At 73.0% G+C, this 12,274-nt stretch carries 10 protein-coding genes; 1 reads left to right on the forward strand and 9 read right to left on the reverse strand.

The genetic code is table 11. The features are described from left to right. Positions 1-11: 11 nt before the first annotated feature. Both SA2016_RS16250 and SA2016_RS16255 read right to left on the reverse strand, forming a co-directional pair. Positions 12-845 carry a uracil-DNA glycosylase gene (locus SA2016_RS16250; RefSeq protein WP_066500075.1) on the reverse strand — a complete coding sequence of 278 codons (834 nt, stop codon included), beginning with the start codon at positions 843-845 and terminating at the stop codon, positions 12-14. A gap of 22 nt (positions 846-867) precedes the next feature. Then, positions 868-1,644 (reverse strand): alpha/beta fold hydrolase, encoded by a 777-nt coding sequence (locus SA2016_RS16255; RefSeq protein ID WP_066500079.1) that lies wholly within the window; start codon positions 1,642-1,644, stop codon positions 868-870. A 121-nt stretch (positions 1,645-1,765) separates the two neighbouring features. On the opposite strand from SA2016_RS16255, the gene SA2016_RS16260 reads away from it, so the two are divergent. Continuing rightward, positions 1,766-3,277 carry an HD domain-containing phosphohydrolase gene (locus SA2016_RS16260; protein WP_066500082.1) on the forward strand — a complete coding sequence of 504 codons (1,512 nt, stop codon included), beginning with the start codon at positions 1,766-1,768 and terminating at the stop codon, positions 3,275-3,277. 11 nt (positions 3,278-3,288) lie between these two features. Here SA2016_RS16260 and proC read toward each other — a convergent pair whose 3' ends face one another. The 7 genes from proC to SA2016_RS16295 form a co-directional block, all read right to left on the reverse strand. Then, complete coding sequence (gene proC / locus SA2016_RS16265) at positions 3,289-4,134, reverse strand: pyrroline-5-carboxylate reductase (protein WP_066500084.1); 846 nt, start codon at positions 4,132-4,134, stop codon at positions 3,289-3,291. A 310-nt stretch (positions 4,135-4,444) separates the two neighbouring features. After that, positions 4,445-5,347, reverse strand: a complete 903-nt coding sequence (locus SA2016_RS16270) for a sugar phosphate isomerase/epimerase family protein (RefSeq protein WP_084249594.1) — start codon at positions 5,345-5,347, stop codon at positions 4,445-4,447. Continuing rightward, complete coding sequence (locus SA2016_RS16275; RefSeq protein ID WP_066500088.1) at positions 5,344-6,363, reverse strand: Ppx/GppA family phosphatase; 1,020 nt, start codon at positions 6,361-6,363, stop codon at positions 5,344-5,346. The genes SA2016_RS16270 and SA2016_RS16275 overlap by 4 nt, the downstream gene beginning before the upstream one ends. 7 nt (positions 6,364-6,370) lie before the next feature. Further along, complete coding sequence (locus SA2016_RS16280; protein WP_066500091.1) at positions 6,371-6,895, reverse strand: SseB family protein; 525 nt, start codon at positions 6,893-6,895, stop codon at positions 6,371-6,373. Continuing rightward, positions 6,892-9,669 (reverse strand): type I DNA topoisomerase, encoded by a 2,778-nt coding sequence (gene topA / locus SA2016_RS16285; RefSeq protein WP_066500093.1) that lies wholly within the window; start codon positions 9,667-9,669, stop codon positions 6,892-6,894. The genes SA2016_RS16280 and topA overlap by 4 nt, the downstream gene beginning before the upstream one ends. 163 nt (positions 9,670-9,832) lie before the next feature. Next, positions 9,833-10,567, reverse strand: a complete 735-nt coding sequence (locus SA2016_RS16290; RefSeq protein WP_084249595.1) for an ArsR/SmtB family transcription factor — start codon at positions 10,565-10,567, stop codon at positions 9,833-9,835. A gap of 57 nt (positions 10,568-10,624) precedes the next feature. After that, positions 10,625-12,265, reverse strand: a complete 1,641-nt coding sequence (locus tag SA2016_RS16295) for a DUF7059 domain-containing protein (RefSeq protein WP_066500094.1) — start codon at positions 12,263-12,265, stop codon at positions 10,625-10,627. Positions 12,266-12,274 lie beyond the last annotated feature (9 nt).

Consider the following 12,274-nt stretch of genomic DNA (forward strand, 5'->3'; position numbering starts at 1 on the left):
CTCCGCCGCCCTCAGAGGCGGCGGAGGGCGGCGTCGAGCATCTCCTCGGTCAGCCGCTTCGTGGACGTGTTGTGGGGGCTCACGTGGTAGCTGCCCAGCAGCCGGACACCGCCGCCGCCCGGAAGGCCCAGGACCACCTCGGCCCCGTGCCCGAACACGGGCTTGGGCCGGGGCACGGCCCAGCCGAGCCTGCGCGCCGCGGCAAGCGCCGCGTTCCAGGCGACGCCGCCGAGTGCCAGGACGGCGTCGAGTCCGCCGGGCGAGGCGGCCGTGAGGGCGAGGTCGCGGTCGAGCCAGTGCCCGCACGTGGCGAGCTCGGCTGGCGTCGGGCGGTTGGCCGGAGGCGCGCAGCGTACCGAGGCGACGATCCGGATGCCGCTCAGCACGAGCCCGTCCCCGGCCGCGACCGAGGTGGCCTGGTTCGCGTACCCCGTGCGGTGGAGGGCGGCGTAGAGCCAGTCGCCGGAGCGGTCGCCCGTGAACATGCGCCCGGTCCGGTTCGTCCCGTTCGCCGCGGGCGCGAGGCCGAGCACGAGCTTCGAGGCCGAGGGGTCGCCGAACGAGGGGCCCGGGCGGCCCCAGTAGGGCTGGTCCGCGAACGCCGCGCGGCGCCCCGAGACCGCGACGTCCTCGCGCCACTGGACGAGGCGCGGGCACGCGCGGCACACCGAGCTCAGGGCGTCCACGTCCTCCACCGTCTCCGCCGCGGCCGCGAGGCGGGAGACCTCGCCCAGGTCGTGGGCGACGGGGGTGCTGGGCGTCGCCGGGTCCCCCGGCCATCCGGTGCCCGGCGAGACCGGGGACGGGAACGGCGCTCCGGTGACGGGGTGGGGCTCAAGGCTCATCCCCTCACGCTAGCCGCCCGGGTCAGTCCTCGTCCCAGAGCGCCGCGAGGGACGCCGCGACGCGGTCCGGCTCGACCCGGTGAGGGGGATCGAAATGGTGCCTGTCGGGGAACACCTCGAGCCGGAACCTGCGGAAGACGCCGGAGAGGCGGTCGGCGATCTCCCCGTAGTCGTCGGGATTGGAGAGGCCGCCGAGGGCGAAGTAGACCGGGCGGTCGAAGCGCGCGAGGGCGCTCCGGTCGAGGTCGTAGGTGGAGAACGTCTGCAGGAAGGCCCGGATGCCCGCGGGGCGCTGCGCCATCCACGGCGGCTGCTCCCCGCCCGGCACGGGCAGGCCCGCCGTCACGCCGGGGCGCACGCCGAGGCGGACGAACCGCGCCATGAACTCATCGGGTCCGAGGCCGTCCAGCTCCCGGTACTGCTCCCACAGGGCGCGATGGTCGGAGCTCCATCCCCAGTTTCCCGCCCAGGCCGGCTCGAGCAGCGCGAGCGACTGGAGCAGCTCGGGATGGGCCGCCGCCACCGCGAGGGCGGCCGCTCCCCCGCCGGAGTAGCCCACCAGGTGGAACCTGTCCCAGCCGAGCTCGAGGGCGGCGCGCACGACGCCGGCCACCTCCGTATCGAGCGAGTAGCCGGCGGGCGGTGTGGGACCGGCATAGACCTCGAGGTCCTTGGCGACGGGCTGGACGGCGTCGCCCAGCCTGTCCCGCAGAGCGGTGATGAGCGCGCCGTACGCCGGAGCGGCTGGCAGGACGCTGCCGGGGAGGAGGAGAACGCGGTGTGCGGTTGCGGTGTTCATACACCTAGGATCCGGCGTCGGTCGCACCGGCGCATCGCGCGATCGCGCTATCTGAGCCGTCGCGGCGTCCTGGTGCGCGCGGATGCTGTACGCGCACGGCCGCGGGCGCGATGATCGACCCATGACGCGCCCGCTGCGCCTCGCCGAGGTGATGGCCGCGGTCTCGCTCGCCACCGACCTCGGCATGGGCCAGCCGCTCGAGCAGTGCCTGAGGACCTGTCTCACGGCGCTCGAGTTGGCAGATGCCGCGGGCGTGGAGCGCGGCACGCTGTCCGAGGTGTACTGCACCGCGCTCCTGAGGTTCCTCGGCTGCACGGCTGACGCGCACGAGGCCGCGGCGCTCGCTGGCGGCGACGAGATCGCGCTGCGGGCAGCCATCGCGCCCGTGCTCGGCGCACCGCCGCACGAGTTCCTCCGCGGGGTCGTGCCAGCTCTTGCTCCGGGGCGTACCCTCCTGCCGCGTGCAAGGGCTGCCACGGTGTTCCTGGCGACGGGGAGGGACACGCTCCGTGCCGGCGTGCGGGCCCACTGCGAGGCCGCGGAGATCCTCGCGGTGCGGCTCGGTCTCCCCGCAGTGACGAGGGCCGCCCTGAGGGCCGCGTTCGAGACCTGGGACGGAAAGGGGTTCCCCGACGGGCTCGCCGGGGAGGATATCCCCCTCCCCGCGCGGATTGCCTTCGCTGCCCGCGACATCGAGGTGATCAACCGCCTCCACGGGCGCGAGGCCCTGCGCGATGCGCTCAGCGCGCGGTCGGGAGGCTCCCTGGATCCAGCGCTCGCGGAGACCGCCCTCCGGCACCTCGACCGGCTCCTCGAGGCGGCGCAGACGGAGAGGCCCTGGGACGAGGCGCTGCGCCGCGAGCCTGCACCCGTCGCAACTGTCCCCGACGACCGGATCGACGAGGTCCTGACGGTGTTCGCCGACTTCGCCGATCTCAAGGTGCCGGCCCGGGCGGGCTTTTCTCGCGATGTCGCCGCCCTCGCGGCCTCGGCAGCCCCGGACCATGCGGAGACCCTTCGCGGCGCTGGCCTCGTCGAGGATCTCGGACGTGCTGCGGTCCCCGCCGGTGACCCCGCCGGGTCCCTGGATGCCAGCGAGCGGCTCCGGCTGCACCCGTACTACAGCGAGCGCATCCTGGCGCGGGTTCCCGCCACGGCCCCGCTGGCCCGGCTCGCAGGCATGCACCACGAGCGGCTCGACGGCTCCGGCTACTATCGCGGGGCGACGGCCGGCGAGCTGCCGTGGGAGGCGAGGGTCCTGGCGGCCGCAGACGCCTTCCGCGAGCTGCTCATTGCCGCTCCCGGCCGGCCCCAGCCCTCCGCGGCCCGGGCCGCGGACGCGCTCTCCCGGGAAGCACCGCACCGCCTTGACAGCGACGCCGTGGACGCTGTCCTCGCTGCCGCGGGCGCGAGGGACCGCCGTTCACGTCCCGCATGGCCAGCGGGCCTCACCGCCAGAGAGGTCGAGGTCCTGCGGCTCCTCTGTCACGGGGCGACCAAGAAAGAGGTCGCGGCGGCGCTGGCAGTCTCACCGGCCACCGCCGACCACCACGTGCGCCACATCTACGTCAAGACCGGGTGCTCGACCCGGGCGGGAGCAGCCCTGTTCGCTGCCGCCCATGATCTCCTCTGAGACCGGGACCGTCAGACCCGAGGGGCGCGGCCGAGCTCGCGGGTGATCTCGTCCGAACGCTCGACGGCGGCACGCGCGCCGTCGGCGATGATGCCCGGCAGGCCCCGCTCGTCGAAGACGCGGATGGCCTGCTCGGTGGTGCCCTTGGGGCTCGTCACGGCGCGCCGGAGCGCGGCCGGGTCCGCGCCGGGCTCGTCCAGCATGTAGCCGGCGCCGACCACCGTCTCGCGCGCGAGCTGGAGCGCGAGCCGGGGCTCGAGGCCGAGCGACTCGCCAGCCTTGGCCATGGCCTCGGCCAGGTAGAAGGCGTACGCGGGGCCGGATCCGCTCACGGCGCTCACCGCCGCGATCTGGTCCTCGGAGACCTCCACCACCAGGCCGAGGCCGCCGAAGAGCTTCTTGATGTGCTCGACCTGCTCGGTGGTGGCGTGCGTGCCGCGCGCGAGGGCCACGACGCCCTTGCCGAGCCGGGAGGGGGTGTTCGGCATGGTGCGGATCACCGGCTGGCCCTCGGGCAGCTCACGCTCGAGCTGCTCGATCGACACGGCGGCGGCCACGCTCACCACGACGGCACCCGGGCTGAGCACGGGCGCGATCTCGCGTGCGACGGCCGCGACGCCGACGGGCTTGACGCCGATGACCACGATCGAGGCCCCGCGCGCGGCCTGCGCGTTGGAGTCGCTCTCCTCGTCCCAGGCCATGACGGTCACGCCGTAGCGCTCGGCCAGCTCCGAGGCGCTCTCCCGGCGCCGCACGGTGGCGACGATGTCCGTCTTGGGGAAGCCGGCCGCGAGCAGGCCGCCCATGATGGCCCCGTTCATGGAGCCCGTGCCGAGGAATGCGATCTGGTTGCTCATGCCCCCATCCTGCCAGCCGGGGGCGGCCGCCGCATGCCGGCCGGCGGATCCTTTCCCAGCCTTTTCCCACCCTCGCCCCGGTGTTCTCCCATACTCCGTCCCTAGAGTTGCTAATACCTCACAGGGTGCGAGTGATGGGGCGGTCAGTCTCCCCCCAAGACTGACCGCCAGGCACTGGCAGTTCGGATGCATGGTCCCCTAACCTTCCCCGAACTGCCAGTGCCGAACTCGTTTAAGGGGTCCTCTTCCTCGGGCGGCGCAGGCAGCTCCGGCGCCGGCCCCGGGCAGGGGCCGCCGCCGAAGCCCCGGCCTAGATCCCGCTGCCCGCGTCGAGGCGGGCGCGCTGGCCCAGATGGGTCCGCGCGAATTCGAGGGTCTCGGCGAGCATCCGCTCCCGCTCCCCCGTCACCCTGGCCTTGCGCGTGCTGATCTCGGCGACCACAGCGCCGTCGAACCCGTTCCCGCCCAGGTGCGCGAGGCACTCGGCAACCCGCTGGGTCCCCTGCCCCGGCAGGAGGTGCTCGTCGCGGAACGAGCGACCGGAGCCGTCCGTCAGGTGGACGTGCCGCAGCGTGCTGCCGAGCGCCTTGATCGCGGCGAGGCTGTCCTCGCGCGCGGTCGCCGCGTGCGAGAAGTCCCACGTGACGTCCTGGTAGCCCTGCCCGATGGGATCCCAGTGCGGGAGGTAGGCGAGCGTCTCGCGCCCGCGGACGCGCCACGGATACATGTTCTCCACCGCGATCCGGACCCCGTAGGCGTCGGCCAGGTCCCGGACCCCGTGCGCGAACGTCTCCGCGTAGTTGCCCTGCCACCGGAACGGCGGGTGCACCACCACGGTCTCGCACCCGACGTCGACCGCCATCCGGCAGGACTGGCTGATCTTGTTCCACGGCGAGCCCCACACCTGCTGGGTCAGCAGGAGCGTGGGCGCGTGGATGGAGACGATGGGCTGGTCATAGTGCTGGGCGAGCTGGATCAGCTCGTCGGCCTTCTGGCTCGTGGAGTTGTTGGTGACCATGACCTCGACCCCGTCGAAGCCGAGGTCGGCGGCCACCGCGAAGGCGTCATGGACGCTCAGCGGATAGACCGAGGCACTCGAGAGGGCTACGGGGATCTCCCCTCCGTCCGCGCGCTCGTCCGCCTCTGGGGCCGTCTGAGGTGCTGTCTCCACGTGGGTTCCCGCTTCCGCTCCGGTGCCGCTGGATGAGTTCATGCGCGCGCCCTCGAGGGGTGCATGCGCTCTGATCGCCGACGCTCGCTCTGGATGGGCCCGATGTGCGCCGGGGGCTCGAGGGGGCCGTCGTGGACGAGCTGGTCGAGCCGGCGGAGGATGAGGCCCTCGCGCAGGGCCCAGGGGCAGATCTCGAGCTCGTCCACTTCGAACTGCTCCATGGCCGCCTCGGCGGCGAGGGCGCCGGCGAGGAGCTGGGGCGCGCGCGCCTCCGAGACCCCGGGGAGGTGGACGCGGTCGGAGGCGGCCATCGCCGAGATGCGCTGGGCCCACAGCCCGAGGTCGGTCCGCTGCAGCACGCGCCGCACGTACGGCCCGGCGCCCGACGGCGCGGCGCCGGCGATGCGGGCCAGCGAGCGGAAGGTCTTGGACGTCCCCGTGACGAGGTTGGGCCGGCCCGCCTTCTCGAACCCCTTGACCACCGGCCTCAGGGTGTCGCGGAGGTACTTGCGCAGCTCCTTGATGCTCTTGGCCGTGGGCGGGTCCTCCGACAGCCAGTCGCGGGTGAGGCGCTGGGCGCCGAGCGGGACCGAGGTCGCGACGGCGGGCAGGGAGTCGTGACCCATCGCCATCTCGAACGAGCCGCCGCCGATGTCGAGGTCGAGGATGGTGCCGGCACCCCAGCCGTACCAGCGCCGGACGGCGAAGAACGTCATGGCGGCCTCCTCGGGCCCGGTGAGCTCCTGGAGCGTCACGCCGGCCTCCTGCTGGACCCTGTCCAGGACCGCGTCGCCGTTGGGAGCCTCGCGGATCGCGGAGGTGCAGAACGCGAGGAGGTCCTCGGCATGGTGCCGGCCGGCGAATGCCCAGGCCTCCTGGACGAAGTCGATGAGCTCCTTCTGCCCGCGCTCGCTGATGCTGCCGTCCTCCTCGAGGTACCGCACGAGGGAGAGCGGGCGCTTGTGCGAGGCGTAGGCCACCGGCTGCGCACCCGGGTGGGCGTCCACCAGGAGCAGGTGCACGGTGTTCGAGCCGATGTCGAGGACGCCTAGCCGCATGTGCCCATTATTCCCCGGCTGAGCCGGCCGAACCGTCCGCGTCCAGTTCACCCGGCTCGGCCGGGCGGAAGTCGCGCAGCACCGCCGCCACGTGCTCGCTGCTCAGCTCGAAGCCGTAGGCGCTGCCCGGGTTGAGCACGAGCCCGAGCTCGGTGCCGAGGTTCTGCAGCAGCACGGCGCCCTGCGTCTGCACCACGGTAGGGGCGTGCTCGAGGAAGTCCGGCCGGATGCGGGCCCGGTGGGTGAAGGCCGCGACCACGGGCTTCCCCTCGCCGCCCGTCAGGACGAGCGGCTCCACGAACTCCGTCTCCCCCGGGACGGGCTCCGGCACGAGCAGGCACACGAGGCTGTTGAGGAAGGCCAGGATCGACTGCTGGGCGTCGTCGTCGGACCCGGAGGCGGTCGCCTCGGCCAGGGAGGCCTCGAGCTCGGTCAGCGGGACCGGGTCGAGGTGTGCGGGGACCGCGTCCGTCTCGGCGGACGACGGCGCGTGCTCGCCGCCGGTGACCGGCTCGCCGTCGTGCGTGCTCACTTGGCACCTGCCTTCGCTCGGCCGCCCGAACGCCGGACGGGCTTCTTGGCCGGGCCCTTGGCCCGCTTCTCGGCAAGGAGCTCAATGGCGCGCTCCCGGGTGAGTTCCTCGATGGCGGTGGCCCGTGGAACGGTGATGTTCGTCTCGCCGTCCGTGATGTACGGCCCGAAGCGGCCCTCCTTGACCACGATCGGCTTGCCGGAGGCCGGGTCCTCCCCGAACTCTGCCAGCGGCGCCGCGGCAGTCCGGCCGCCGCGTGTCTTGGGCTGGGAGTAGATCTCGAGCGCCTGCTCGAGGGTGATCGTGAAGATCTCCTCCTCGGAGCCGATCGAGCGCGAATCGGTGCCCTTCTTCAGGTACGGGCCGAACCGGCCGTTCTGCACCGTGATCGCGGTGCCCTCCGCGTCCTCGCCGAGGCGGCGCGGGAGCGTGAGCAGCTGCAGGGCCTGCTCGAGGGTCACGGTGTCCAGGGTCATCGACTTGAACAGGCTGGCCGTGCGGGGCTTGACCTTGACGGGCTTCTTGGGCGGCTTCGGCTTGCCGTTCTTGTAGTACTCCACCGGCTGGGCTGCGATCTGCTCGGGCGTCAGCTCGGGGATGACCTCGGTGACGTAGGCGCCGTAACGGCCGTTCTTGGCCACGACCGTGTGCCCGGTGTGCGGGTCCTGGCCGAGGACGCGCTCCTCGGGGCCGGCGCTCTCCATGAGCTCGAGCGCCTTCTCCGCGGTGAGCTCGTCCGGGGCGAGGTCCTCGGGGACGTTGGCGCGCTCGGGGACCGTGCCCTCGGGAGCGTCCGCCGGGAGCGGCTTCTCGAGGTACGGCCCGTACTTGCCCACGCGCAGCACGATGCCGGGGGCGATCTCGACCGAGTTGACCTCGCGCGCGTCGATCTCGCCGAGCCCGTTGACGATCGTGGTCAGGCCCGGGTTGGTGCCGTCGCCGAAGTAGAAGTGGCTCAGCCAATCGGAGCCGGCCTGCTGGCCCGCGGCGATCTTGTCGAGGTCCTCCTCCATCTCGGCGGTGAAGTCGTAGTCGACGTAGTCGTGGAAGTGCTCCTCGAGCAGCCGGACGACCGAGAACGCGATCCAGCTGGGCACGAGCGCCGTGCCGCGGCTGCGGACGTACCCGCGGTCCATGATCGTGGAGATCGTCGCCGCGTAGGTGGACGGGCGGCCGATCCCGCGCTCCTCGAGCGTCTTCACGAGGGAGGCTTCCGTGTAGCGCGGGGGCGGGGAGGTCTGGTGGCCGTTGGAGGTGATCTCGAGGGCGTCGAGGGCCTGCCCCTCGGCGAGCACCGGGAGGCGGCCGCCCTCGCCGGAGCCTGCACCCGAGCCGCTCGCAGCGTTTTCCGTGTCCTCGCGGACCTCGTCGCGGCCCTCCTCGTACGCGGCGAGGAAGCCTCGGAACGTGATGACCGTGCCGGAGGCAGCGAACTCGGCGTCCCGGCCGGCGGCCTCGCCGGAGACGGCCGTCGCGCCGAGGCGGACGGTCGCGGTGGAGCCCTTCGCGTCCTCCATCTGGGAGGCGACCGTGCGCTTCCAGATGAGCTCGTAGAGGCGGAACTCGTCCCCGGAGAGCTGCTTGGCGACCTGGGCGGGGGTCCGGAAGGAGTCCCCCGAGGGGCGGATGGCCTCGTGGGCCTCCTGGGCGTTCTTCGACTTGGACGCGTACACGCGGGGCCTCGCCGGGATGTACTCCGCCCCGTAGAGCTCCGAGGCCTGCCGCCGCGCGGCCGTCACGGCCTGGTCCGACAGCGCCGTGGAGTCCGTACGCATATAGGTGATGTAGCCGTTCTCGTACAGGCGCTGGGCAACCTGCATCGTCACCCGCGCGGAGAACCGCAGCTTGCGGGCGGCCTCCTGCTGGAGGGTGGAGGTCGTGAAGGGGGCCGCCGGGCGCCGGGTGTACGGCTTCTCCTCGACGGAGCGGACGGCGAAGGCGGCGTCCCGCAGGCCCTCCGCGAGCGCCGTCGCGGTCGCCTCCGTGAGCAGCTCGGCGTTCTTGGCCTTGAGCTGGCCGCGGTCGTCGAAGTCGCGCCCGGTGGCCACCTTCTTCCCGTCCACCTGCGCGAGGCGGGCCTGGAAGCTCTGGCGGGCGGCGGCGTCGTCCGCGCCCTTCCCGGCCGGAGCGAGGGTCGCGAGGAGGTCCCAGTAGCTCGCGGCGCGGAAGGCCATGCGCTCGCGCTCCCGCTCCACCACGAGCCGGGTCGCCACGGACTGCACGCGGCCGGCCGACAGGCCGCCGGCGACCTTGCGCCAGAGCACCGGGGAGATCTCGTAGCCGTACAGGCGGTCCAGGACGCGGCGGGTCTCCTGGGCGTCGACGAGCGACTCGTCGACATCGCGCAGCTCCGCCATGGCGCGCTGGATCGCTTCCTTGGTGATCTCGGGGAAGGTCAGGCGGTGCACGGGCACCTTGGGCTTGAGCACCTCGAGCAGGTGCCACGCGATGGCCTCGCCCTCGCGATCGCCATCGGTGGCGAGGTAGAGCTCGTCGGCGTCCTTGAGCTTGGCCTTGAGCTCCGCAACCTTCTTCTTCTTGTCGGGGGAGACCACGTAGTAGGGCTCGAAGCCGTGCTCGATGTCCACGGCGAACTTGCCCACCGAGGACTTCTTGAGCTCGGCGGGCAGGTCCGAGGGCTGGGGAAGGTCGCGGATGTGGCCCATCGACGCGTCGACTTCGAAGCCGTCGCCCAGGTACTGGGCGATCGTCTTGCTCTTGGCCGGCGACTCCACGATCACGAGCTTCTTGCCGGTTCTAGCCTTCGTGGCCACGGTACTCCTCGCCAAACTGCTGCAGATCTCCCGTGCCCGCCAGATCCGATGGAGGCCGGCGTCCTGGCACGAGGGGGCGCGGCGGAGCGCCGCGCAAGTCCCTAGTTCACCATACGACGGCCGCCCACGCGCAAGCCGGGCGTGCAGCTGTGGACAGGCGCCCTCAGGAACCGGCGACCGGGGCGGGGCGCGCCGCCCCGCCCGAGGACGCGCGGCCAGGCTCCTCGGTGTCCGGCGTGCGGGCCGCCGTCCGGCGCGCAGCGGGCCGGCGCCGCTCGCCCGTCTCCTTGGGCGCCGACTTCACCGCCTCGCGCACCTCGGGCAGCATCGACCAGACGAAGTACATGCGCTCGGTGTCCTCGCCCGCGGGGTGCTCCTCGAACTCGAACTCGTCCATGAGCTCGAGCATCCGCTGCTTGAAGCGGGCCCGCTGCTCGAGGGTGAGCTTGAGGACGTTGCCGGAGATCATCATGACCGGCGACTCATCCGGCTCACCGCGGCGCCTGGCCGCGTCGCGGTGCTTGGCGTGGCTGGCGATCCGGGTGCGCAGCGAGTCGATCTCCATGTCGATGATCGCGAGCCCCGGGGTCTGGCCGGTCGTGGCCGTGTCCAGGTTGAGGTCGGTGCCGGCGGCCTTCCAGCGCCGCTCACGGCCGTCGCCGTCGCTCGGCGCGTCCACCACGATGCCCCACTTCTTCAGGGCGCGGAGGTGGTAGCTCATGGCACTCGGGGTCAGGCCCGTGAACGCAGCCAGCTCAGTGGCGGTGCGGCTCTCCTGGCTCGAGTAGAGCTCGTTGATGGCCTCGAGGCGGGCCGCGTGCGCCAGCGCGCGGATGGCCTTGGGGTCGGTGATCCGGACCGGGTTCTCGGTGCGGGAACTGCGCTTCTTGTCCGTCATGCTGCTTTTTCGTTGTGCCGGTATTGGAGTGTAATAAACGCCACACTCGAGGCGATGTCAAGCTGTTTCTTCACGATTCCCCGGCGTCATGTCATCGGCGGGTCCGGCAGCCGTCTCGGCCGGAACGAGGAAGCCCTCGGCGACCAGATTCGCGGCCTCGGCGAGGAGGCCCGGGCGGAAGCCCTCATCGTCGCGGCCGAGGAGCGCAGCGAGCGCGGACGCGATCTGCCCGGCCGTGAGCCCGCCGTCGCACGCCGAGACGAAGCCCGCCAGCTCGGTGCTCAGCAGGATTGTGCGGCGGAAGCCCGCGCCCTGGCGCAGGAGGATCACCCCCGGGTGCTCGGCCCCGGGGCGCTGGTGGCGCTCCTCCGTGACGTCGCCGGCGACGACGAGCCGCTCGGCCCCCAGGTCGGGATGGGCGGCGAGCCAGTCGGCGCGCTCGACGGCGGCGGCCCAGTAGGGCCCGATCGGCTGCTCGAGCGGATGGGTGAGCTCCTCGAAGCGGTCCAGGCGCGCCTGGCCAGGTGCGGGGCGGCGCAGCCAGACCGCCCCGAAGCCGATCGCGGCAGTCCCCCGGGCCGCGAAGTCGGCGAGGTACGCGGCGTAGGCGTCCTCGTAGGCTCCGGGGTCGCGCTGCTGCGAGGCGTCCGCGAGCCACGTCTCCGCGTACTGGCCGGGGCCGACCTCCTCACGCTGGACGACCCAGGCGTCGACGTCCGCGGAGACCCAGGAGCGGACGCGCTCGTGCCACGGGGCGCCGGCCGGGATCTCCCAGTTGCCGAGCAGCTGGGCGGTGCCGCCCTCGGCCAGGACGGCGGGCAGCCCTGCGACCAGCCGGGCCACGAGCTCGTCCCCGGGCAGGCCGCCGTCGCGGTAGGTGAACTGGTCCTCGGCGCGCTCGTCCGCCGCGCGGGGAGTGATGACGAACGGGGGGTTCGAGACCACGAGGTCGAACAGCTCCCCCGCGACCGGATCGAGCAGGCTGCCGCGCCGCAGCTCGATCCGGTCCTCGAGGCGGTCCGGGTCGAGGCCGAGGGCACCGGCGTTGAGCAGGAGGTTGAAGCGCGCGAACGCGAGGGCGCGCTCCGAGATGTCCGTCGCAACCACGTGGCGCGCGTGCCCGAGGAGGTGGAAGGCCTGGATCCCGCAGCCGGTGCCGAGGTCCAGCGCGCACCCGACCTGCCGCCTGGCCGTGGTCTGCACGAGGGTCGCCGAGGCGTGCCCGATCCCGAGCACGTGGTCGGAGCGCAGGACCCCCGGGCGCTGGTGGGCCGCCAGATCGGAGGCGACCCAGATCTCCTTCGCGCCGTCCCCGGCGTCCCACCCGTAGGGGCGGAGGTCGACCGCGGCGAGCCACCCGCCGTCGTCCGCCGGCTCGGCCAGCCCGAGCGCGCGGAGGCCCTGGGGGCCGAGCGCGGGGAACACGGTCCCGAGCGCGGCCTCGGGCAGGGGCCGGGCGAGGAGGAAGAAGCGCACGACGGCGCCGAGCGGGTTCCGCGCCGGATCCTCGCCGGCGGCGCGGGTCGCCGCGAGCGCCGGCACGATCTGGTCGCGTGAGAGCGCGGCGCGGGCCTCAGCTCCGAGCAGCTCGGCGACCTCGTCGACCGTGTACCGCGCGGCGGCGAGGTCGTGGGCCAGCGCGCGCAGCAGCTCGGGCCGGTCGGAGGCGGGGGCGTCGTCCTGGGTGCGTGAACTCACCACGGAAGT

The sequence above is a fragment of the Sinomonas atrocyanea genome, from assembly GCF_001577305.1.
GTDB lineage: Bacteria > Actinomycetota > Actinomycetes > Actinomycetales > Micrococcaceae > Sinomonas > Sinomonas atrocyanea.